This is a genomic window from Enterococcus sp. DIV0660C (genome assembly GCF_017316125.1).
Lineage (GTDB): Bacteria > Bacillota > Bacilli > Lactobacillales > Enterococcaceae > Enterococcus_B.
In genome coordinates this window covers 38,063-61,418 of record NZ_JAFLWA010000023.1, presented here as the reverse complement: position 1 = coordinate 61,418, position 23,356 = coordinate 38,063, and the positions used below count along the sequence as shown (strand labels likewise).

At 35.7% G+C, this 23,356-nt stretch carries 17 protein-coding genes and 1 pseudogene; 4 read left to right on the top strand and 14 right to left on the bottom strand.

Annotated elements, in window-relative coordinates; genetic code table 11:
• Window positions 1–110: 110 nt before the first annotated feature.
• Together DOK81_RS07040 and DOK81_RS07035 are read right to left on the bottom strand one after the other, a co-directional pair.
• A complete protein-coding gene (locus DOK81_RS07040) occupies window positions 111–1,430 on the bottom strand; it encodes a PTS sugar transporter subunit IIC (protein WP_206909616.1) in 1,320 nt (439 codons plus the stop codon).
• 167 nt (window positions 1,431–1,597) lie between these two features.
• Window positions 1,598–2,311 carry a GntR family transcriptional regulator gene (locus DOK81_RS07035; RefSeq protein ID WP_206909615.1) on the bottom strand — a complete coding sequence of 238 codons (714 nt, stop codon included), beginning with the start codon at window positions 2,309–2,311 and terminating at the stop codon, window positions 1,598–1,600.
• 174 nt (window positions 2,312–2,485) lie between these two features.
• Here DOK81_RS07035 and DOK81_RS07030 point away from each other — a divergent pair, with 174 nt between their 5' ends.
• Window positions 2,486–3,910, top strand: a complete 1,425-nt coding sequence (locus tag DOK81_RS07030) for a glycoside hydrolase family 1 protein (protein ID WP_206909614.1) — start codon at window positions 2,486–2,488, stop codon at window positions 3,908–3,910.
• A 349-nt stretch (window positions 3,911–4,259) separates the two neighbouring features.
• On the opposite strand, the gene DOK81_RS07025 is transcribed toward DOK81_RS07030, so the two are convergent.
• A complete protein-coding gene (locus tag DOK81_RS07025) occupies window positions 4,260–4,631 on the bottom strand; it encodes a pyridoxamine 5'-phosphate oxidase family protein (RefSeq protein ID WP_206909613.1) in 372 nt (123 codons plus the stop codon).
• Window positions 4,632–4,827: 196 nt separating this feature from the next.
• Between DOK81_RS07025 and DOK81_RS07020 the strand changes: the two genes are divergently transcribed.
• Window positions 4,828–5,265 (top strand): PH domain-containing protein, encoded by a 438-nt coding sequence (locus DOK81_RS07020; protein ID WP_206909612.1) that lies wholly within the window; start codon window positions 4,828–4,830, stop codon window positions 5,263–5,265.
• A 56-nt stretch (window positions 5,266–5,321) separates the two neighbouring features.
• On the opposite strand, the gene DOK81_RS07015 is transcribed toward DOK81_RS07020, so the two are convergent.
• The 10 genes and pseudogenes from DOK81_RS07015 to DOK81_RS06970 form a co-directional block, all read right to left on the bottom strand.
• Entirely contained in the window at window positions 5,322–5,699 is a 378-nt protein-coding gene (locus tag DOK81_RS07015) for a MerR family transcriptional regulator (RefSeq protein ID WP_206909611.1), read from the bottom strand.
• A 215-nt stretch (window positions 5,700–5,914) separates the two neighbouring features.
• Window positions 5,915–6,445, bottom strand: coding sequence for an N-acetyltransferase (locus DOK81_RS07010; protein ID WP_206909609.1), 531 nt, complete (start codon window positions 6,443–6,445; stop codon window positions 5,915–5,917).
• Between the two features lie 233 nt (window positions 6,446–6,678).
• Window positions 6,679–7,680 carry an alpha/beta hydrolase gene (locus DOK81_RS07005; protein ID WP_206909607.1) on the bottom strand — a complete coding sequence of 334 codons (1,002 nt, stop codon included), beginning with the start codon at window positions 7,678–7,680 and terminating at the stop codon, window positions 6,679–6,681.
• Window positions 7,681–9,612, bottom strand: coding sequence for an alpha/beta fold hydrolase (locus tag DOK81_RS12300; RefSeq protein ID WP_242589941.1), 1,932 nt, complete (start codon window positions 9,610–9,612; stop codon window positions 7,681–7,683). It abuts the gene before it with no gap.
• On the bottom strand, window positions 9,609–11,333 hold the full coding sequence (locus DOK81_RS06995) for a DUF4091 domain-containing protein (protein ID WP_206909605.1): 1,725 nt from the start codon (window positions 11,331–11,333) through the stop codon (window positions 9,609–9,611). Before DOK81_RS06995 ends, DOK81_RS12300 begins: the two co-directional genes overlap by 4 nt.
• 17 nt (window positions 11,334–11,350) lie before the next feature.
• Window positions 11,351–12,328, bottom strand: a complete 978-nt coding sequence (locus DOK81_RS06990; RefSeq protein ID WP_206909603.1) for an alpha/beta hydrolase — start codon at window positions 12,326–12,328, stop codon at window positions 11,351–11,353.
• A gap of 22 nt (window positions 12,329–12,350) precedes the next feature.
• Complete coding sequence (locus DOK81_RS06985; RefSeq protein ID WP_206909601.1) at window positions 12,351–13,700, bottom strand: glycoside hydrolase family 1 protein; 1,350 nt, start codon at window positions 13,698–13,700, stop codon at window positions 12,351–12,353.
• Window positions 13,697–14,578 carry an ROK family protein gene (locus tag DOK81_RS06980; RefSeq protein ID WP_206909599.1) on the bottom strand — a complete coding sequence of 294 codons (882 nt, stop codon included), beginning with the start codon at window positions 14,576–14,578 and terminating at the stop codon, window positions 13,697–13,699. The genes DOK81_RS06985 and DOK81_RS06980 overlap by 4 nt, the downstream gene beginning before the upstream one ends.
• Window positions 14,579–14,602: 24 nt before the next feature.
• On the bottom strand, window positions 14,603–15,937 hold the full coding sequence (locus DOK81_RS06975; RefSeq protein WP_206909597.1) for a PTS transporter subunit EIIC: 1,335 nt from the start codon (window positions 15,935–15,937) through the stop codon (window positions 14,603–14,605).
• 12 nt (window positions 15,938–15,949) lie between these two features.
• Window positions 15,950–18,160, bottom strand: a pseudogene (locus DOK81_RS06970) (glycoside hydrolase family 3 N-terminal domain-containing protein).
• 102 nt (window positions 18,161–18,262) lie between these two features.
• Here DOK81_RS06970 and DOK81_RS06965 point away from each other — a divergent pair.
• The gene (locus DOK81_RS06965; RefSeq protein ID WP_206909595.1) at window positions 18,263–19,432 is read left to right on the top strand and encodes an AraC family transcriptional regulator; all 1,170 of its coding nucleotides are present in this window, start codon (window positions 18,263–18,265) and stop codon (window positions 19,430–19,432) included.
• Window positions 19,433–19,598: 166 nt separating this feature from the next.
• On the opposite strand, the gene DOK81_RS06960 is transcribed toward DOK81_RS06965, so the two are convergent.
• A complete protein-coding gene (locus tag DOK81_RS06960) occupies window positions 19,599–21,737 on the bottom strand; it encodes a UvrD-helicase domain-containing protein (protein WP_206909592.1) in 2,139 nt (712 codons plus the stop codon).
• Between the two features lie 508 nt (window positions 21,738–22,245).
• Between DOK81_RS06960 and DOK81_RS06955 the strand changes: the two genes are divergently transcribed.
• Window positions 22,246–23,310, top strand: coding sequence for a type I restriction endonuclease (locus DOK81_RS06955; RefSeq protein WP_206909590.1), 1,065 nt, complete (start codon window positions 22,246–22,248; stop codon window positions 23,308–23,310).
• The last annotated feature ends 46 nt before the right edge of the window (window positions 23,311–23,356 follow it).

Sequence of the window (23,356 nt, the reverse complement as noted above, 5' to 3'; positions counted from 1 at the left end):
TTATCTAGCATAACATATTTTTTCTTTTGTCAGAAGTGAAAAGAAATTTTTTGTTTAAGCAAACAAAAAGCGAACAATTGGCTGTTCGCTTTTTTTAAGCTATTTGAAAGTTATTTTGTCATATTCGACATAACTTTTTCGTCAATACGTAAAAACGGTAAATAGATGAACACACTGGCAGCAATAATCAGAATTTGAAGAACTGCAGCACGCCAATCCCCACCAGTCGCTAAGAACCCAGAAATGATTGGCGGTGTCGTCCAAGGAATTTGGACAACGACGTGATTGATCAATCCAACTGCTGTTGCAAAATAAGCAACAGTTAGTGAAAATATTGGTGCTAAAACGAATGGAATAATTAAGCTAATATTAAACACAATGGGTAACCCAAAAATAATCGGCTCACTGATATTGAAAATAGCGGGTGTAACAGATAATTTAGCAAAGTCTTTGTAGTCTTTACGACGACTAAAAATAAAAATCGCAATAAGTAAGGCAATCGTATTACCAGAGCCGCCCATTACAGCAAACGTATCTTTGAAAGCCATGTTGATGATGTGAGGAATCTCTTCTTTATTAGCGTAGGCAGCCATGTTTTCTTGCATATTTTGAATCAAAAAAGGATCGAGTAATGAACCAGAAATGACAGCCTGATGAATGCCAAAACCAAAAAATAAATTTGCAATGGATGTTAACAATAAGAATCCTGGTAGCCCAGTAGTGATTTTGCTCAAAGGTTTTGTAATAATCGTTGTGATCAATGTATTGACATCCATATGGAATAACTGATTGATAGTAAATGAACCAATTGCGAATATGGTAATGGTCAACATAATCGGAATCAAGACATTGAATGATTTCAGAACAGCTGGCGGAATATTGCCAGATAAATTGATCTGAAGTTTTTCATTTTTAGATAATTTGATAAATAATTCGGTGGCTGCAAGGCCGACAAAAATACCGACAAACATGCCTGAAGCTCCGGTGTAAGCAATCGGAATCACGCCATTCACTTCTATTGCTTTTTGACTATTTTCTGGAGTAAACATCATAACCATTGGTGTGAGAACAATGAAAGTAGAAATAGCAACTAGCACTGCAGCGATTGAATTTTGATAATTGCGGCTAACACACATATGATAAGAGACTGCTGCTACAACTAATAACGTTGTAATACTCAGTGTACCGTTGCTAATTGAAATTCCGATTTCTTGAATCGTTGATAAAGTTTCGGGCCGAATAAAGTGACCTAAAAAACCTGTTGGCTCCAATATGACATAGTTAATCAAAGTAACAAACCCAGCTAACATCATAAACGGCATGAACGTTGCAAATGCGTCTCGCAGTGTTCGTAAGTGAATCTGATTTCCTAATCTTGTTGCGATTATCCCAAATTTTTCAAGGATGACCTCTTTTTTACTTTTACCCATAAAACTCTCCCCCTTTGTTTGTAAGCGATTGCCTTCCTCTAGATAATAACTCGTCTTCTGAGTAAAGTAAATATCTTTTTTAAAAAATATATACTTTTGCAAAAATAAAAAATAAACAGCAAGAAATAGACTTAACTTGCTGTTTATTTTAGTTTAATATGCGATTTTTATTTTTCAACAAAGATTGCTTCAAAAACAAAGTCCTTGTAAATATGTCTAGATAAAGAATATTCAAACGGTACTCCTGAGGACAACGAGACAACTTTATCTACTTCAATCATAAATTCACCAGGATCGATATTTAGGATTTTTGCATCAAACTCATTAGCCACATCTCCCTTGATCCACAAATGAGAGGACTTTATTTCCAGATTTAATTCGTCTGTGATATAAGCATAAACTGATTTTTTCAAATGCTTAGGTTCCAGCCCAGGTATAATAGCCAGTGGCATAAATGTTTGTTCAATTGAATAAGGTTGGTGGTCTATGAATCGACTTCGGATAATATTGTAAATGTAATCTTTCTCGCTGATTTGTAGCATTTCTGCCACCTCATTTGAAGGAAGTTCAATCGAAAAAGTATGGATCTCAGAGTCCACATGTTCTTCCCCCATCGTGCTCAGTAAACCTTCGTTTGGACCAAAAACTTTTGAATTATCAATTGGTTTACGCAAAACTTCTGTACCAAATCCGCTACGCGTCCGCAAAACACCTTCAGATACTAATAAATCAATCCCCTTTTTTACAGTTAATTTGCTTGTTCCATATTCTTCTGCTAGTTGGTCACCAGTCGGTAATTTGGTGCCAACCTGATACCCATCATCCATGATTTTCCGTTTAACATCTAAATAAATTTCCATATATTTGGGAATTTGTTTCATACGTATCCTCCTTCCACTTAAAACAATAGCTTCTTCTATACTTTACCATACTTTTAGCTATTTTTAACTAAAAAAAACAAGCTCTCTCGAAAAAGATATATATTTTATATAAAAAGTATTTATTTTATTTGAAAGCGATGTTATGATTGGAATGAATTTAAAGGAGGTCTATCAATGAGTACAATCAAAAAATTATCATTCCCAGAAAACTTTTGGTGGGGATCTGCGTGGTCTGCTGAGCAAGCTGAAGGGCGTGGCGAAACAGGAAAAGCTGAAACTGTTTGGGAACGTTGGTACAAAGAACAACCTAATCGCTTCTACCAAAGAATCAGCTCAGAAATCACAAGCGATCATATCCATCGTTACAAAGAAGATATTCAGTTAATGAAACAAACTGGACATAATTCTTTTCGGGTATCTATTTCTTGGGCAAGAATGTTTCCACATGATGGCGTAGGAGAAGTTAATCCACAAGCGATTGCTTTCTATCGTGATTTATTTACTGAAATGAATCAAAACGGAATAAAAGTTTTTGCTAATCTTTATCATTTTGATATGCCTGCTAAGTTACAAGACAAAGGTGGTTGGGAATCACGAGATGTCGTTGATGCCTATGTCCATTTTGCAAAAACATGTTTTGAAGAATTTGGCGATTTAGTCTTTCATTGGTTTACGTTTAACGAACCACTTGGGCCCATTCTTGGCTCCTACTTAGAAGACTTTCATTACCCAAATTTGGTTGACTTTAAACGTGGAAGTCAAGCTGCATTCTTTACAATCTTAGCACATGCAAAAGCAATTGAAGTTTTTAAAACTTACAAGTTATCAAGCAAGATTGGTGTCATTTTAAATCTTAGCCCAACCTTCCCACGAAGTCAGAATCCTGCTGACGTCAAAGCCGCAGAGATTGCAGACTTATTTTACACGCGAAGTTTTTTAGATCCAATGGTAAAAGGAAACTTTCCACCAAAATTAGTAGAACTTTTAAACAAATATGACCAGTTGCCGCTCGACTTTACTCAAGAAGATCTAGCAACGATTCAAGAAAATACCGCCCAAATTTTAGGGTTGAACTACTATGAACCTCGCAGAGTAAAAGCTCGCCTCACAGCAATTAATCCAGAAGGCCCTTTCCTACCTGAATGGTTCTTTGAGAATCATATAATGCCTGGACGTCGTATGAATGAATATCGTGGTTGGGAAATTTATGAAAAAGGAATCTATGATTTATGTATGGATATCAAGAATAACTATGGAAACATTGAGGCATTCATCTCCGAAAATGGAATGGGGGTTGCCAATGAAGAACGATTTATGGACGAAACTGGGCAAGTAATCGATGAGTACCGCATTGAATTTATTCAAGACCACTTAGCTTATCTTTGGAAAGCAATTAATGACGGATGTAACATCAAGGGCTATCATCTATGGACGTTCATTGACTGTTGGTCATGGATCAATTCTTACAAAAATCGTTACGGATTAGTTTCCTTAGATTTACCTACGCAAAAACGAACAATCAAAAAAAGTGGTGAATTTTATAAAAAACTAAGTGACGAAAACGGATTTGATTACGATCTTGATTTGTTGGATCATTAAAAAATATTTTTTGTAGCTTCGACTCATTCAGCAACTAAAAAACTGGTTATAACAGAAAGTCAGTTTATGTTATACTAAAGAAAACTGTTCGTTGACATTCAAATAACCAACAGATTACTAAATTAAGTATAAAGAAGCATTCAAACTGGAGCCTCGCTATGGGCAAATAGTGCGATTACGGAACCTCAAAAATTTTGATCCGAGGTTTTAGAGCTATGCTGTTTTGAATGCTTCCAAAACAAAAGAAAGGCAGGAATGAACTCGGAAGACGTTTTAGAGCTATGCTGTTTTGAATACTTGGTTAAATCTAACAAAAAAGGACTGCCCATTGAGAGCTGGTCCCTTTTTGTTAGATTTTTTGCTCAATATCAGTAACAGTTATTTGCAATACACGGCTTAAAAAAGGAAACTTTTCCTTCATTTCATCAAAAATTGGTCCTTCTGTGATAAAATTGGCTGTTCCATGTAAGTGGAATCCTGCGCCATGTCCCACCGTACCGATGACTTCTTTGCTTCCAACCGTTAGCGTTACATGATTATTTTTTTCGATATCCTGTTGGACACTGTGCATCCCAGCCGCAGGGATATATAATTCATCGTCACTGATTTGAACATAGCTGTTCCAAGTATTCACTGCATGAAATCCTGGAGTTTCTTTGCTCGAAGAAATTATTGTCACTACTCCTTCATGCTTCATTACTTCCAAAAATGTTTCATTCATTACTTCACAGACCTCATTTCAATTATCGTAAGTTTATTATAGCACCACTTAGCCATTTGATTCAGTTTTTAATAATAAAGAACAACTTTAGAACCAAAAATATGCCTGACATGGTACGATAAAATAAGGTATGATTAGCTAACTAGTTGACCATGCTCATTGTGGAAACAAAAAATACAACCTAGGAGGCAACATTATGGCATTATTTAATAATCTTGTACAAGGAGCTTTAGGAAATTACTCGGAAAAAACACCAGAACAATTGACTCAAGAATATGGAGAATATCTTTTCGACAACGAAGAAATCACGATGGGCTATCAATTGGTCAGGGATGCGTTGATTTTTACAAATCATCGAGTGATTTTCGTAGACAAACAAGGAGCAACTGGTAAGAAAACCGCCTTCCACTCGATTCATCTCGATTCAATTGTTGAAGTCGATATGGAAACTGCGGGAACCGGATTAGACGACAGCGAGATCACAATTACTTATCTTAAAAATATTAATCAACGTTCAAACAACGAAGTACACGCATTACATAAATTCGAGTTTCCCAAGAAGACAGATATCTTACCTTTATACCGCTATCTAGGAAATGTCAGTATGACAAATCGGACGCGAATCAACAACTAACCCTCTATTTACTCATCCCACTCGCCTACATGGTAAAGTGGGATTTTTTAGCTATTTTATTGTAATTTTTGTTCAGACTTGCGCATGTGGTCTTCATAGTTTTCGACTTTGAATAGCAGATAATCATGTGCTGCTTGCATTTTGGTTATTTTTTCTTGCATCAAGTCAGCTTGCTCTAATAATAATGTTTTGCGAGCTGGGATGGTCAAATCATCGTTTTCATAAATCATTGCTACATATTCGCGTAAACTTTCCACACCCATTCCCGCATGACGCATTTTCTTTGCAAACTTCAACTGGTTAATACTTCTCTCTGAAAAATTTCTTAGACCGTTTTCTTGTCTTGGTACCGGCATAATAATGCCAATTCGTTCATAATAACGAATGGTATCATGGGATAGTCCCGTTAATTGGGCTGCTTCTTTGATATTCATCTTGTTTTCCTCCATCAATTGACCATTTTGTACACTTCTTGACTAAAAATCAAAGTCCTTCCATGAACCATTTTACTCTTTCTGGATCGTGAGGGAAATGTAAATGCTTTTTATCGATGCTTGAGCCACACACTGTTCTACTATATATTTTTTCTCTATTCATTTTGAAAAAGAAAGTAACAACGCAAAAAAGAAGCTGATATCAGCTTCTTTTTTTATTCATTAAAAGTATCAGAATATTTTATTGTGCCGCTAATTGAATCTAATGCATTATCATATAATGGTTTTATCATAAACATTTCATCAGGGACATCAAAAGGCGCCTTAACACTGTACTTGCTTGCTGGTACATAGCCAAGTCTTGGATAGTATTCTGGATGACCAAGGATGCTGATAAATCGATAATGAAGTTCTTTTGCTATCTTTTCTAGCTCCATCAAGATATTCGTTCCTATTCCTTCCCCTTGATGACTAACTTCCACATCAAGAGGAGCCAAAACTAATCCTACATATGCAACTCCATCAGAATCGACAATCTCCACTTCACTTAATAATCCGTGACCTACTATAAAGTTCTCATCATCAACAGCAACCATTTCTAATGCAGGATCGTAGGTGTCACTAGCACGTATTTTATCAACTAATTCAGCTTCGTTACCATATCCACGTTCTGTATGTTCGAAAGCTTCACGAATCATTTTATCAACTTTTAAAAAATCTTTTTTGTTTATTGTTCTAATTTGCATACTTTGTAATAACCTCTCTATAGCTACTTTTTTTATTAACTATACGACTACCGAAAGTAAACATAAGTCTGTCAAACAAAGCCCTCCTTTAAATGTTGAATTAATCATAACAGACCATTTTGATGGTTTCAACAGCAGCAAAGACATACCATGCATCTAGTCAACAGGAAACTTTAATTTTCATGATGATGAGCAAAAAGACTGAAACAAAGGTATGTTTCAGTCTCTCTTTGTTAACTTTGATCATTTACAAAACGAACCAGTGCATCAAAGTTTTTTTCTGCTTCTGGTTTACTAAAATCAAATTGATATTCATGTCCTAAAGCTGGTTTTTTATACGAAATTTCTGTAACAGATAATTCTGCTTTTTCTAAAGATTTTACAGTAGTTTTCATTTGTTCCGTAAATGTATTCTCATTCCCATCCGTAAAGAAAAAAGCCTGTGATAGCTCATTGGCATGATTTGCTAATGTTAACTCTTTGATATCTGTGTCATTCACAAAATCTTTTTGGTCAAAGTATGCCCAACCACTTTGTTTAAATAAGAAACTTGAGATGGGATCATCGACATCTGCAAATTTATCTGGCTCAAGCAAGCCAGAAAGCGAAATGAATTTCTTCACTTGCGTACTTTTTAGTACAGGTTGCAATTGATTAATGTCTTTCAAATGTGAATTAGATAAATGAATTAAATATTCACTAGCAATTTGTGCGCCCGCTGAGTCACCACCTAATAAAACCTGTTCCCAGTCGATATTAGCAATCGTACGTTCTTTGATTGTTGCTATTGCTTCGTTTAATTGTCTAACAGGTGTTGGATATTTTGCTTCTGGAGCAAGTTCGTAGTTCAGATTGACTATGACCGTTTTTGTTTCTGCACTTAACATTGTTAAGTAATCTTCACAATCCTTTTTGTCTCCACCAACATAGGCACCTCCATGAACCCAGAATACAATAGGCATTTTTTCAGATTGGTTTTTAGGAATATAGACATCCATGAGATTATTTTTTCCCGTTGATTGATAGTTTATATCCTTCTCAATTGATACTTCTTGTGCGTCATGCGTATAAAAATCTGGTCGTGGATAAACTTGTGCTTGCTGGCTTGTATCAAATTGTTTACGAACGAAATGGCTAACTGGACTAGGTGTTAATTGAACGGTTAGCCAACCTCCGAGAAAAACCATCCCTACGAGTATTAAAGTCCCTAATAAAATTCGTTTCAACCACTTCATCTACGATCTCCTTTTCTGCCAAAAACTGATGACTCCGACCATTACGACTACCAAGCCTCCCAAAATTGGCGATACTATTGATTTCTTTTCGCCAGTTTTGGGATAACTTTTTGGTCTAGCTTTTGTTGCTGATGCTTGCGAATCTTTCTTTGTTTCAGATCCTGTGCCTTTTATATCTTTTGTATTTTTTGTATCTGATGTAACTATTGGCTGTGAAGAAGATGGATCTGTTGTTGTTTCTGAAGTATCAGCGTTTGTAGAAGAGTCAATTGTTGATGAGGAGACTTTTTTATATTTATAGGTCACAACTGGAATAGTTTCATTAAATGTTCCTTGCTCAAGACCTTCAACAGAAAATAATTCATAGTGATCAAATGTTTTTGCTTCTGTTTGATACGACTCTCCATAAGAACCAGAAAGTATGAGCTCTTTATCTGATAACAGACTTTGGTTTTTTTCGTCTACATAACGTACTTTTACTTGGTCATCAAAAACTACAGCTAAAAAGTCGCTCACATGCTGATTATAGGTCGTCGGATCCACTTTTTGTGCCTCACCATGTCCTGCTCCATTGATTAAGACCAAATCTTTGTACCCTTTTGACACATCATAAAGATTTTGTGCATTTGAAACGGGTACGACGTTATCTTCCGTTCCATGAATCAGTAACTTAGGTATATTCGTTTGGCTCATTCCTAAAATCGGAAGATTTTCAGTCGTATTTAAATGTAGTTCTTGATCAAAGTAGTTTTCTTTTAGCAGCTGCATATAAAGATCTTCATGTGCCTGATCTGCAACAATGTCTAAATCAACAATTGATGCTAAGTCTTTTAGTGCTGGAGCAACTAAGTTCGTATACGTATAACGTAACTGTTCATCAATGGATTGGAAGCCACAGTTTTCAATGATGCCCTTTACATTTTTTGGTATGGGTTTCGCCAAAACAGACATCATTGTTGCTGCCCCCATTGATCCACCATACAATAAAATACCTTGATTCGGTTTTGTTTGAACTTCACGATTGATCCAGTACAACACATCATCTGACTCGTATTGTCCATACGTAACGAAATCTCCGTCACTTCCACCAGTAGTACGTGAATCAACAAATAATAAATTGTACCCTGCCTGATAAAAATTATCGTATTCTGGTGTCACCACACCGTTGTCCCAATTCCCACGAAAACCACCATGGATCATCACTGTTTTGTCAGAATTCTGATTGACGTAATATGCTTTTAAGTTCATTGATTTCCCTGTCTGATTATTCAGCGCAGTTCCTTCTAATGGCCGTGTATTCGGATAAAAACCTGTGTATTCAGAAGGTGATGTACCATCATTATTTGCTAATAAAGACATAAAGTGACTGTCCTTTGCAAAAGCAATATCATACAGCAAGTAGGTAGACATCAATTGTTTGATTACTAATGAATCCACTTCAAATTGTGTTTTCGCTAAGCGAAGTTGCCCACTATATAACATCAAAAAGCCAAAATTGAATCCATCTCCACTAGTCGTAGCAAACAATGTATCCAATTTTCCACCAAAATAATTCAAATATAAGCGTGAGTTAAAATTATCTCCTTTGCCAATTGCATCAAGAATTGCCTGTTCATCGGGATCAGCAACTTTCGTTTGATTGGGATCAACAGATGTATCCGTTGTTGTGTTAGTTGACTCGGTTTCCTTGGTGGACTCAGTTTTCGTTGAGTCACTGGTATTTGAAGTATTAGTGCTTGTTTCATCGGTCTGTGAATCAAGTGTTGTACTGGTACTTGTTTCACTTGTCTGTTGTGTATCGGTTGTTGTTTCAATTCGTTCACTGGAACTACTTGCCATATCTTCATTGGTTACCGCATCTGCTGAAGAAAAAGAGATACCTGATAAAATCAACGCACTAATTAATGTAACTACTTGAAATTTTTTCTTCATTGTACACTGCTCCCTTGGCTTATTTGGGTTAATTGCTGGATCAATGACGATCTCAAGTGCTGATATTGTTTCTCCGATAATTGAAATGCTTGTTCATTGGCTTGATGACTATCCAGCATCCATTTTGTCGAGTCGATTTCTAAGAATCCTTCTAAAATGTTCTTGACTGCGTTCTTATCCTGTTTTTCCGTCGCTTTTAACAACCAGAAATCTTCAATGCCACGTTTTAATTGTTTGTAGCGTAAAGAAAGTAGCAAATGACCATTGGTTCCAGGATAGATCAAACAGTTATCGCCAATAGGTAAAGCTGCAGTGTTGTAACGAATATCAGTACGTGCGTTAGTTGGCCAACAATTCAATGCCCATCGTAAAAGTCCATCTGTCTTGAAAAAGTAAGCAAGAACACCTTGTACTCTTGTTTCTAATAGTGGACTGTGCAAAAAAGTATTCGGTTTTGACGGATAGTTGCAAACATAATATTGTGTTTTTCCCGGAAATTTTTTTGTTAGTTCTTGGTAATTTTGACAGGTACAATAAAAAGATGTCACAGGATAGTCAATTACTGGTAACAAACTGTGTAAGACCTCTTCTTTGTCAAAAGCAACTTTTGTTTTAATTGTGGACTCAATCGCTTTTAGTTCCTGTAATGCTGTCATAAATTGATGGATCTCATGTTTTTTTGGCTCATCAGCATTGAAATAAGTTTTTTCCCAAACGCCAAGTTCTTTCAAATGGGTGACTAATTGTTCCAAATAGGCAGTGAAATCACCTTTTTGCTCAATAAATGCAATTCGCTTTGTGCTTTCGTCAAAATAACGAAGAACTAATTTTTCAGTGTGCTCAAATTGTTTATTGATCGGAAAATAAGGTGGAGACCAAACGCCTAGTAATCCAAAAAGATTAATTTCTTGATTAATGCCATAATTTGCAAAACAAGCAAGATAGCGATCCAAAATTGAAAAATCACAAAGTAGCTTTCCCGTTTGATCTTTCCGAATTGGAATCATAGAGTATTCGTAAAGATTAGCCGGGTAATCTTTGACAATATAATTAAACCAACCTTTCCAAGGAATCTCTCCAGCAATAACCGTTACGGATTTTTGTCCAATCTCAGATAAAAGTTTTGCCATTTTATCAATTAATTCAAAGTGCGCTTCCCCCCATAAAGGTACTTGAAAAGTGCGTGCTAAATTAGATGGTTGTTGCCACAGATCTAATTTGAACTCTTCTTGCGGACAATCAGGAAAGACAAAGTCTGAAACCATTAGTTCAACTGATTTTTGTAAGATCAGTTGTTCCTCTTGATTGATAAATGACCGGTAAATTGAAAAATCAATGGAATAAGAACCACTTAATAGGTCTTTACTTAACGGAATTTCGACATAAATAGGTGCATAACGATCACCACTAAATGTATGCGCGCGTTCTTCAAGTAATTTGTCTGCGTAAGCAATCTCATCTTTTCCCATATAATAATCTACAAACTGTGCCTCATAAGGTAAAGTTGTTTCAATAGATACACGATACGTGGGAATCTCGATCTCATCTGGAATAGCGAATTGATGGTCTAAGCTAAACTGATTTTTTTTGCCGTCATGTAATAAAATTTGAAAAGCTGCGCACTGGTTCCGAAATCCAATTATTTTTTCCAACTGTTGCGGACGCGTTTGGCTAAGATTAGTCGAAGCCTTGTAACTTTCTGGTACAATCAAACATTTCATTGCTTTCTTCTCGCTTTCTAAAAATTTTTCTCGATTTTTTCTTGAACAAGTGTCAGTTTCGTTGATGAAAAAATCTCAGGTGCTAGCCGATGCAGTTGATTCAATGTAAACTTACGAATGATTTTGTAATAACTCTTTTCGGAAAGTTTCGGAAATTCTTTGATAAGTAGTTCTTGTATTCGCTTTTCTTTCATTAAATGCTGTAATGATTGCTCGAACAAAGGTTTAAGTGATTCCTCTTCTTCCCCCTGTGCCAAAGACTTAGGTTGTGACCAATTCAATTCAAGCCATTCGTAAGCTAACTCAAACCATCGAGCAAACCGCTCATCAATCATTTCAGGTGACGCACCAAACCATTTCGTCGCTAACGACAAACCATGTAATCCTTTTTGAAAAATATGACTTTCAAAGGGAACATCATTTGCTTCTAATGCAGCTAAATAGAGTAAAGAATTCTCAATTGGCACCACATTGTCTTCAAATGTCGAAAATAAAAATGTTGGTGGTGTTTCTGGCGTAACACAAGCATCTAACGAAGGCGCTTCGATTTTCATCACTTCTGCAAAGGAAGCTAAAATAGCAGGATAACCTAAAATACACAAAGCAGGTTTCTCCTCTAATAAGGTCGACATTGCTGCTGCTAAATGACCACCAGCAGAAAAACCTATCACCGCAATTTGGTCATGTGCGACTTTAAAGCACGGATCGATTTTTTTGATTTCAATTAGGGCACGTTCACCATCTTGTAACGACTGCTCAAAATCTCGTTGTTCACCCACGTGATAGCGTAAAACACCAGCATGGTATCCTTTGGCAACGAAAGCTAAAGCAATTGGTTCTGCTTCTCTTTCGCTACAAAAACTATAACCTCCACCTGGGATCACTAGAATAAAAGGCCGTTTTTCAATTCGATCCATTGAAACTAACTGATCATTTAAATAAAGCGTTAATCCCGTATCAGCATGAGGATCAAAAGTTATTTTTTGCGTATACATAGTGACACCTCTCACTAATTATTTATAGTCCGTTATTTTCAATCACTTTTTGATACCAATAAAAACTATCTTTTTTATAGCGGGCTAGATCCAACAAATCCTCTTCCGTTCGATTCACATAAATAAAACCATAACGCTTCTCGATTCCTTCGTGGGTACTGATCAAATCAATCGCACTCCAAGGACAGTAGCCGAGAATCTCCACACCATCTTGTACGGCTAATTCCAACTGCTCAATATGATCTTTCAAATAATCAATTCGATAATTGTCATGAACTTCTCCAGTAGTCGTTAATGTGTCCTTCGCACCAATGCCGTTTTCGGTAATCAAGAGTGGCAAGCGATAACGTGAATAAATCTCATTTAATGTAAAACGAAAACCTGCTGGATCAATTGGCCAACCAAATTCTGTTAGAGGTAGATGCTCATTTGAAACAGCTTGGAAGAAACCAGGAATGCCAAAACCTGATTGTTGATCGATTTTATTTTCCTTTTCATAATAAGCTGAAACCGTCATTGTATTGTAATAATTGAATGCAATATAATCACAGGTACCAGCAGCTAAGATTGCTTTGTCTTCTTCTGTTACAGTAGGAGCTGCACCAATGCTTTCTAATAAATGCCAGGCATTATGATTATAGATTCCGTAGACAGCAACATCTAAAAACAACCAATTGCGTAGCGCACTCATGTACAAAGCGGCTAACTGATCTTCTGGTTTATCAGTTGCGGGGTATACACTAGCGATGTTTGGTGCTGGTCCAATTTTTCCTTGGTGACCTTGTTCATGAAAGTGTTTTGTTACTAAGGCTTGGGCAACTAACATATGATGATTTTCTTGAAATTTTTCTTTCATTGATTTGGTACTTGTTCCAATGACAGATCCTGCAAGCGCCATCACATTTTGTTCATTGATTGTTTGCCAATAAGGAACCTTTTTCCCAAAGCGTTCAAATAACAATTGGCAATAGTTTGCGAATTCGTCAATCGTTTCGCGGTTTTCCCAGCCACCTTTTTCTGCCATATAAACAGGTAAATCAAAGTGAAACACTGTTACGACTGGTTCGATATCTTGGTGAATCAATTCATCAATCAATGACTCGTAAAAGGCAATCCCCTCTTCATTTACTTGACCATTTGGCATCACTCGACTCCATGAAATGGAAAAACGATATGCTTTCAAGCCAAGTTCTTTGAAAAGTTGCACATCTTCTTTAAAGCGATGATAGTGATCAATGGCTACTTTGAAATCAGTTGTCCCTTCAGGAATCACCTTATTATCTTGAACAGAAGGTCCTTTTCCATCCTCATTCCAGGCACCCTCCACTTGGTATGCACTCGTGGATGCGCCCCACAAAAAATTTTCTTTCATTCCTTCGTTCCCTCCGCTGCACCAATCAAATTAGCATCTGCTTTAAATTTTGCCGATTCAATTGGTATTTTTCGTAATGTTTGTTCGATTATTGGTGAAAGTTCAAATAATTGATTATAGCGATGTTGAATTCCGTCAATCAATATTTTTTGTCGGCTGATTCCTCCACCAATTATGATTTTTTCAATGTCTAAAATCGTTTGTAAGTTGAAGCAAAGAATAGCTACTTCGTAACAATAGGTCGCAAATAGTTTTTTTGCCTCTTCATTCGTTGTCTGTTTCAGCTGTTCAAATACTAATTTCCCGTCTTTAGGAAGTTCAAGGACTTTTGCGAGTTGTTCAATCAGTGCTACGGCTGAAAGCCCTTTACCAACAAAAGAATCCGTACCTAAAATGGTACGATCACGAATCAAAAAACTGATTTCGCCTGACTGATGGTGCGTTCCTCTGTATAGTTTTCCATCAATTACCAGACCCAATCCGACACCTGTCCCTAAAATAAGTGCTGCAGCATTCTTGGTATTTTGTAATTTCCCTTTATTCAGTTCTCCAAGAGTAGCGGCTTTCGCATCATTTTCAATCACCACTTCACCTGAAAAAAAGGCGTTCATATGTTCTACTAAATTTACTTGATCCAAATAGGGTACTGCACCACCAAATTCAACGACACCAGAGTCTGTGATAGAACCGGGTACAGCTAAAGCAATCTTTTCAAAGGTCGCTTTTTGCTGATATTCGTCAATTAATTTTTGAAATAAATGCGTTAATTCTGACAAGCTTTCTGGTGTAGGTACACTTTGTTTATCAGACAGCTGGTTTCCATATACCAAGGCTGACTTCACAAAAGTTCCACCAATATCAATACTTAATGTTTTCATTTTTTTCCTCATTATCATCCTCGTCTAAGCTTGAATTTCATCTTTCTTTTCAGTTGATACATTATTTTTTTCTAAAGCAAGCTCCAACTCATATTCTTTTTTATCCGCGATTTTAATAAATGGATACCACATCACGATCCCAATCCCTAAGCAAATCAACATCAAAATTGTATAATTTACCCCACCAGCAAACGGCATTTTAATAAAGGTTGGTGTAGTCCATGGTAAAAGAGACATTGTTGGATTAAGTGAAATCGGTAAAATCGTACTTGTTAATCCCCACGTAACAAACCCTGCAATTAATTGTGTGAAAACTTGTGGTATAAAGAAAATTGGATTCAAAATGATGGGCATACCAAACATCAATGGTTCTGTGATATTAAAGATGGATGGAATAAATGATAGTTTTCCAAGTTGCTTCATTTTTGCCGATTGACAACGAATCATGAAAAATGTAACAAATCCCATAAAACCAGCTGCGTACATTCCCATATAAATCACTGATGGTAACAAGTAAGGCAATTTTTCTCCACTTTGGAAGGCAGTCATATTCCCCACAATCATAGTCATGCTGATTGCGCCAAGAGGTCCTTGCAATACGGCATTATGAATACCAAAAAACCACAATACAGCCAATAATTCCATGATGATAATAATTGAGACTGGACTGGCAACTAGTGAATTCAAAGGCGCATTGATTACATCAATAAAGAATTGAAAGATGCTGCCAGATACGGTATAACCAAATCCTACACGGATACAAAAAACCAGCGTAAAGATGATCGTAACCACAAAAACTGGCGCAAGTGACTGCGTGACCATCGGTGGAACACTTTCTGGTAATTTGATCATCAAATTTTTCTTTGACAAATAAGCATAAAATCGAGTAACCAATAATGCGACTAGCATTCCAATAAACAACCCTTGTCCACCAAGATAGTCTAATCGTAAAGCACCGATTGCTTGTTCTGTTGCCTCTCCATTTTGGGTAACTGTTGTCATGATTTGTTGTGGCATCAACATGATAAAACTAGCCAAAGAAATCAGAGCTGCATTTCGTTCATTTGTTTGTAATTGTTTGGCATAAGAAAACGCTAAGCTATAAACAACATATAAAGAAAAAACACCAGTCACGCCATTGGTGATTGCTTCTACGTGCTGATAAATCCCGATTTTCGTCAAATAATCGATCCATCCAGGAATTGGGAAATTGCCGATGATGGTCAGTAATGCGATTCCCAAGGTTAATGGACTTGTCCGAATGAATCCTTCCATCAATGCACCTAATACTTTGTTTTGTTGCAATTTCTGAGTCAGTGGCAATAATTTATTTCCTAAAAATGCTTCTAATTTTTCCATAACGAATCTCCTTTAGCTGATTTTTATTGGTAGATTTTCTTGTTTTCCTAAGATATCTAATTGAAGAACATACTCTCCAGCATCGAAATGTAAGTCTCCTTGGTTATCAAAATAAGTGAACGCTGTTTTCGGAATTTCAACTGTCAACACTTTCTGTTCATTTGCTTTTAAGAAGACATGCTGGCTAGCAACCAAGCGTTTGATCGGTTGGACGATTTCCGCTGAAAAATTAAGCAAATAAATTTGCGGGGTGATCCATCCATCATGCTCACTCTTATTTTTTAGTTCATAAGAACAATAAATCATTTCTTTCTTTTCCTTTGCTGCTTGCCAGTGACCAGCAAATGTCGCATAACTTAATCCTGCGCCAAATGAAAACAACGGTTCATTTGGTGCATCGATATACTTGGATACAAAACGTTCACTGTGTGTGCTGCTAGCTACTGGTCGACCAGTAGCTGTTTGGGCATAATACACTGGAATTTGACCTTCGTTTTTTGGAAAAGACATTGACAATCGAGCGGATGGATTCGCTCTTCCTGTCAAAAGATTCGTGATTCCTTTTCCGCCCATCACACCTGGAAACCAGACGACTAACAAACTGTCAAAATACTCCTCTACTTCAGTTAACACTAAGGGACGACCTGTGTACAGCAAACCAATAATTGGTTTATTTAATTCAGCTAATTTCTTGATTAATCGAATTTGCTTTTCTGGTAACTGAAGATTTGTTTTTGAAGCACCTTCCCCACTTTCCAAAAATTGTTCGCCAATCGTTAAGATAATCACATCTGTTGCTTTTGCTTGTTCAATCGCTTGTTGCAACAGAAAGCTTTCATCTTCGATTGGACCATTCAATTGCTCAAAGCCAGCCTTCATTGGGCCAAATTGTTCATAGTTCTCATAAAGATTGAATCCTCTTGTGAAAAAAAGTTGTCTTTCGTCAAATTGCTCTAATAGTCCAGCTTTCAGTGTAAAAACATCTGAAGATTTTCCACTGACGGATGCCCAAAAACCTAATGTAAAATGGCTTTCAGCATAGGGACCTACGACAGCGATTTTTTGATTGGATTTTGGTTTCAACGGAAGCAAAGATTCATTTTTTAATAGCACACAACTTTTTTCAACTAATTTTGTAGCAACAGCTTTCGCTTCATGTGTTAAAATTTCACCCGTGTTCACCTGCGTCAATCATCGGAAAGGTTCTTCAAACAAGCCTAATTTATTCTTCAAGACTAAGATACGCCAAACTGCTTCATCTAACTGTTTGGCGAATTCGGACTCCTTGATCAATTCAGGTAATCCATTGGCATAAGTAGCTGTCATCATATCTAAATCAACACCAGCAAGCAACGCTTTTTTGGCTGCATCTTTTGAATCTTTTGCAAAACCATGGGTTTCCAATTCTGCAATTGCTGCATAGTCTGATACCAATACGCCATTAAAACCAAATCGTTCTCTTAGAATTTTCTGGTTCAACCATTGATTTCCAGTTGCTGGAACACCGTTCAATAAATGAAATGCTGTCATAACTAATTCACAATTTGCGTCGATTGCTGCTTGATAAGGCTGTAAATATTCATTGAATAATTTTTGATTGGATAATTCAACTTGGTTATACTCACGCCCACTTTCTGGAGCTCCATAAGCAGCAAAATGTTTGATGCAAGCTGCAACATGGTTTTCTTTTAAGTACATTTCTTTTTCACCTTGATAACCATTCACCACACTTTTTGCGAATCGTTTACTTGTATAAACGTCTTCGCCTGGAGATTCCATTACGCGTCCCCACCGTGGGTCACGAACTAAGTCCAACATTGGAGAAAAAACAACATGTATTCCATTCAAGTAACTTTCTTTAGCAGAAATTTCAGCTGCTTGCTGAATCAAATCAAAATCGTAGGACCCTGCTTGTGCTAATGGAATGGGAAAAATCGTTCGAAAACCATAAATGATATCTGACATAAATAATAATGGAATTTTATGAGAGCTATTTGTTAACACATCTTTTTGAATCTGATATAGTTTTTGATAATCGTTTACGTTATAAATTGAACCAATTTCATAAAAGTTCGGCTCGTTTTTAAATCCCAGATCTTTCACTGGACCGGTATTCATTACACCACTTTCAACAAAGAGATCCCCATTTAACTGAATGGTTTGAGAAACTTTGTCGGCAATCGATAATGAATCAAATAGTTCTTTTAACTTTTGCTCTTCCATCTCGCCCTCCTGTAACCGTTTTAAATTTCAGGTTGATTATATAAAGATTTCATACTAAGATATACTAAAATAAATGACTTTATATCAAAAAAGGAGTATCTAATGGAATTTGAAGCCCTCTCATTAATTTTAAAACGTCTTTACCATAAATATCTCATTCCTTTGTTTGTTATCAATGACGAAGGGCACATTATTATTCCACAAAATTCTGATTGGACCATTGATTACCTGAACCAAGACTATTTAAAACTTCCGCCAAAAAATACCGTTTTCTTTTATGAAAATCAAGACTACTTCTTTTCTACTTTTACCTGTGATTTATCTGATAAGAATTACCAAGTTTTAGTGGGTCCTTGTGGCATTTTAGGGACAAAGAGTGATACTTTTACTTTCCACGATCATGATTACTTAGCTGGCGTTCATTACTCAAAAGAAACACAACCAACTTTTGTTGAATTTGTTGAACTCCTCTACTCCCTCTTAAATGGGCAGGTTCTTTCAAAGAAACAACATAAATGGATCTATCGAAATCGAAGAGTTACTGCACATACTGAAACGATATTGGCGGATAATTTATACAATCGAAGATTCGAGGATCCATTCCTTGATTCTTTTGAATTTGAGAAAAGATATGTTGAAGCAGTTCGTCGAAATGAACCAGAAAAAATCGAATGGTTATTTAAAAAGGTAAACTACACATATAACTCAAAGCTTTCTCACAATAAAGTCGAAAATTTAAAATATAAATATTCTGGATTGATCACTATTTTGACAAGAGTTAGTGTGAATGAAGGTGTCCCAGTTAATCAAGCGTATAGTTTATCGGATTCATTACTCCAAAAGCTCCAAAAAATCCATACAATAGCAGAATGTATGTCGCATATCAAGGAAACATCTTTTTTGTTTATGGAACTCATCCACGATTTTCCCTATTCAGAAACCAATTATTTGGTAAAAGACCTGTTGAACTATATTGATACACATATTTATGAGCGGATTACCTTAAAAGATTTAGCAGAATCTGTTCAAAAACATCCAACACATATCACTGCCGAATTTAAAAAAGCACTTGGACAGACAGTTCATACCTATATTAATCAAAAAAAAGTAGCTGAGGCTAAACACCTATTACTTTTTACGGATAAAAGTTATAAAGAAATTGCAACGTTGCTCACTTTTTCTAGTCAAAGTCACTTTATTCAAATATTTAAGCAATTTGAAAATCTGACTCCATTAGAATTTAAAAATAAACATGTCACAACGGTTTTTTAACGCAAAAAAACTCCTACCCGGTAAAATTTAGGTAGGAGTTTTACTTTGTTTTGACTGTTCTAAAATGGTTCAAGAAATAAATAAAAATCTTGTCTATTTATTTCTTGAATACGGTTCAGTAGAAATAGGAGTACTGTGTTTAAACAGCTTCCTTTACTTAATCAATTCAATTTTGCTTCAACTGTTTGGTTAAAAAATTTGTCAATTCTTCTTCATACGTCATCCACAACGCTTGCGTTCCACGAGAAATCGCTGTATAAAGCAGTCGTTGATCTTGTTCCGTCTGATAATTTTTGGCCGAAACATTGAATAAGATAACATTGTCAAACTCTAATCCTTTTGCCAATTCAATTGGTAAAATTTGTATTTTTTGAGACATATGATCAGAAAGTAATATCCGTACATCTTCTGCTTCTGCTAATGTTTTTGTCAAGATTGTATAATTTTTTTCCGGATCAAACTGTCCGACTAACCGATTGAATGCTGACGTCTGATCGTAACAAAACCAATGAATAGCTTCACCGTCTGGACGGATAGGAGTAATTTGCATGTTTTCCGGATTTTCCAGTAATGACGCAAATAATTTGGTGATTGCACCACTTGAACGATAACTCGTTGTCAATTGATAATAAACAATGTCTTCCCCTATCATCTCAGTGATTTCAGAAAAAGAAATCTGACTATTAAAAATACTTTGATTTTCGTCTCCCACCATTGTCAAATCAGCATGTGGCCAAAAATGACGAATTAATTGAAGTTGAGCAGGTGTGTAATCTTGAATTTCGTCAATCAAGATGACTTTGTAATCCAATAATTCAAACTTTTCAACTAAAGTATGGTGAATAAACAATTGGATGATGGCTTCATCAAGTGTCCAAATTTCTGGTAGCAAATATTTTTCCCCAGTAAATGCTTGATACAGTTGTACAATCAAGTTTGTACTGTCTATCCAATCCAACTCGTTGATTTGCTCTGTTACTTTCCGATATTTTTTTCTTAACAAGATTTCGGCATATTTTGCTAACGCTGCTTCTGAGTGTTCAGTTAATAACTTACCAAAATATTTTTGTTGTTGTTTTTCTGTCAGTTCCAGTAACTGATTTCGCAATTTTGCACTTTGGCTTTGTTGCAGCAAATGATGTTCCCACTGCTGAAGCATTTTTTCCTTGGTACCTGCAATTCGTTCACGTAAGCCATAATTTGTTGGTGTTGCGTTAAACAATTCAGTAATTTGTTCAGATGTAAAGAAAACTTGTTTCTTCTGGTTGATTTCATTGAAGGTAATCTGTAGTGAACGAGTATTTTCTAAAATAAATGTGATAAATTCTTGGCTTCGCAAAATGCGCTCTTTTTTGGTTATCTCTTGCCGACTGATTCGTTGAAAATAAGTTGTCTCATCTTCTACTTCAATTTCTGAAAAGTCTCTTGCTAATTGTAAAATAGTTAAAGTCGGCGGATTTTCTTCCCCTAAACTAGGCAAAACATCTGCAATATAATGACCAAACGCTTGGTTAGGTGAGAAAATCAACAGATCTTTTGCAGAATATTCCTGCTGATTTTGATAAAGGAGATACGCGATTCTTTGCATGATTGTCGAAGTTTTCCCACTGCCAGCTACCCCATTTACTAGCACATTTTTTGCTTCTTGCTCGCGAATAATCCGATTTTGCTCTTGTTGGATTGTCGCCGTAATATCTCGCATCGTGCTTGAAGTATTTTGTGCCAGCACATCGAGCAACACATCATCTTGAATGGTGGTCTTAGTATCAAAATAATTGATTAGTTGACCTTCCTTCGTGATTAATTGTCGACGATTTTGAATTGCTACTTCAATTTCTCGTTCATCCACTTGATAATGAGAATTCCCTAATTCATTGTTATAAAATAGTTCAGCAATCGGCGAACGCCAGTCGTAGATCAAATCGAATCCTTTTTCAGTGGTAAAACCATTGATCCCAATATAGAAATCTTCTTCTGGCTCTTCTTCTAAAAAGTCCACAGAAATTTTACCAAAATAAGGTGAGGCTAATAATCGTTCAACCTTTTTCAAATTTTTTCTAGCAGAATCCAGTTGAATATTGTACTGATCGATTTGCCGATTCAAAGCTTCAATATTGGCAAAGGTGTCTAAATTATCCGTGATATTATCCATATTTAAGCGAATATCACCAGTCATTTCTTCAATGTGTTGTCGCCCATGCTGATCTTTTTGTTGAATCAACTGCAGTAATCGCTTTTGTTCTGCTTTCAACTCTCGATAAACTGACGTTAAATGCTGTTGTTCTTTCTTCTTTACATCCTTCAAGAAAACACGCCCTTTGCCTATTTTATAAATTGCTAAAACTGTGTCGTAAATGATTTATCTACGGAATAGCAGTTTACAGCCACTTCAGGTCAAAAACAAGGCTACAATTACAATTTTTTTTGCGGTATAATAAAAATGTAAGAGAAGAACTATTTTATGACTTTAAGTGTGGACTATTTATTGGTCTGCTTTTTTTGTACTGTCAGAGTTACTCGTTTGTTTTCTTGTTTATTTTTTTTATCTCTTTTTTTTAATCCATGATAGAATAATAATAGTAGAACGTTTACGAAGTTGTTTAATTTAAAAAACATACAAGATATTGAAAATATCATGATAATATGTCACTATTCTTTTTTTGATTTGTACATTAGTTTTATTACAGATAATAAGGAATTATGTGTAAGACTTTGTGGGGAAAGCCTATTTTAACCATCATTCTTTAATTATAAAATTTGTGTGTTTACTATATACCTTTTTGACTTGTAGTAAACACCTGAGGAGGATTAAAATGGAGTCGGAAAAATTCCAAGATACTTTAAAACAATTAGGAAAAAGAGTCATTGAATTAAAAGATGATATTGGTACAGAAGAAGCAACTAAAACTTCTCTTATCATGCCTTTTTTTTCAGCATTAGGTTATGACATCTTTAATCCTACAGAATTTGTTCCTGAATTTACAGCGGATGTTGGCATAAAAAAAGGAGAAAAAGTTGACTATGCCATAGTACTTGACGGTATACCCACAATTCTTATAGAAGCAAAATCAATTAACGAACCTTTGACAAAGCATGATTCACAACTATTTAGATACTTTGGTACAACCATGTCAAAATTTGGTATTCTAACAAATGGTGAAGAATATAAATTCTTTACCGATTTAGATGAGCCTAACAAAATGGACCTCTCACCCTTTTTAACTATCGATATAACAAATATTAAGGATAATCAAATTCCTGAGCTAGCAAAATTCCATAAAGACAACTTTGATGTAGATAAAATTACTAGTTCTGCTGCCGAACTTAAATACTTAAGTTCTCTAAAAAATTATCTTACTTCGGAACTCAATGATCCTACTGAAGACTTTGTTAAGTATCTTCTCGGTGAAATATATGATGGGATGAAAACCAAACAAACAATTGAAAAGTTTAAACCGATAATTAAAAAAGGATTGAATCAATTGATCTCTGAAAGAGTAAATGATAAATTAAGTGCCGCTCTTAAAACTTCTGTATCCGTTGAGGAAAGGGATAATCCATCAGATTCTGATACAACAGACAGTTCGGATAATGATATTATAACCACACCTGAAGAACTAGAATCATATACAATTTGTAAAGTTGTCTTAAAAGATACTATTCCTTTGGACCGACTCTTCTATCGTGACAATAGAAGTTACTTCAATATCTTACTTGATAATAATATTAGAAAGTGGATTTTACGCGTATACTTCAACACCAATAGCATGAAAATTGAATTAAATGATGAAAATCATACTGTATATGAACTAAAAGAACCTATTGATATCTACAATCATTCAAAGGAAATCATTGGTGTTGTTACTAACTTTCTATAATTCGCAATTAAATGGATAGCTAATCTTGATTGCATTACTCACTCTT

What these genes read in the sequence shown, in the direction of transcription:
- DOK81_RS07015 (WP_206909611.1), bottom strand. Translation starts at nt 5,699, where the DNA reads ATGAATATCAAAGAAGCAGCCCAATTAACGGGACTATCCCATGATACC.
- DOK81_RS12300 (WP_242589941.1), bottom strand. Translation starts at nt 9,612, where the DNA reads ATGAAGAAAAAATTTCAAGTAGTTACATTAATTAGTGCGTTGATTTTA.
- DOK81_RS07030 (WP_206909614.1), top strand. Translation starts at nt 2,486, where the DNA reads ATGAGTACAATCAAAAAATTATCATTCCCAGAAAACTTTTGGTGGGGA.
- DOK81_RS07020 (WP_206909612.1), top strand. Translation starts at nt 4,828, where the DNA reads ATGGCATTATTTAATAATCTTGTACAAGGAGCTTTAGGAAATTACTCG.
- DOK81_RS06985 (WP_206909601.1), bottom strand. Translation starts at nt 13,700, where the DNA reads ATGAAAGAAAATTTTTTGTGGGGCGCATCCACGAGTGCATACCAAGTG.
- DOK81_RS06980 (WP_206909599.1), bottom strand. Translation starts at nt 14,578, where the DNA reads ATGAAAACATTAAGTATTGATATTGGTGGAACTTTTGTGAAGTCAGCC.
- DOK81_RS07040 (WP_206909616.1), bottom strand. Translation starts at nt 1,430, where the DNA reads ATGGGTAAAAGTAAAAAAGAGGTCATCCTTGAAAAATTTGGGATAATC.
- DOK81_RS07025 (WP_206909613.1), bottom strand. Translation starts at nt 4,631, where the DNA reads ATGAATGAAACATTTTTGGAAGTAATGAAGCATGAAGGAGTAGTGACA.
- DOK81_RS07035 (WP_206909615.1), bottom strand. Translation starts at nt 2,311, where the DNA reads ATGAAACAAATTCCCAAATATATGGAAATTTATTTAGATGTTAAACGG.
- DOK81_RS06965 (WP_206909595.1), top strand. Translation starts at nt 18,263, where the DNA reads ATGGAATTTGAAGCCCTCTCATTAATTTTAAAACGTCTTTACCATAAA.
- DOK81_RS07005 (WP_206909607.1), bottom strand. Translation starts at nt 7,680, where the DNA reads ATGAAGTGGTTGAAACGAATTTTATTAGGGACTTTAATACTCGTAGGG.
- DOK81_RS06990 (WP_206909603.1), bottom strand. Translation starts at nt 12,328, where the DNA reads ATGTATACGCAAAAAATAACTTTTGATCCTCATGCTGATACGGGATTA.
- DOK81_RS06995 (WP_206909605.1), bottom strand. Translation starts at nt 11,333, where the DNA reads ATGAAATGTTTGATTGTACCAGAAAGTTACAAGGCTTCGACTAATCTT.
- DOK81_RS07010 (WP_206909609.1), bottom strand. Translation starts at nt 6,445, where the DNA reads ATGCAAATTAGAACAATAAACAAAAAAGATTTTTTAAAAGTTGATAAA.
- DOK81_RS06975 (WP_206909597.1), bottom strand. Translation starts at nt 15,937, where the DNA reads ATGGAAAAATTAGAAGCATTTTTAGGAAATAAATTATTGCCACTGACT.
- DOK81_RS06955 (WP_206909590.1), top strand. Translation starts at nt 22,246, where the DNA reads ATGGAGTCGGAAAAATTCCAAGATACTTTAAAACAATTAGGAAAAAGA.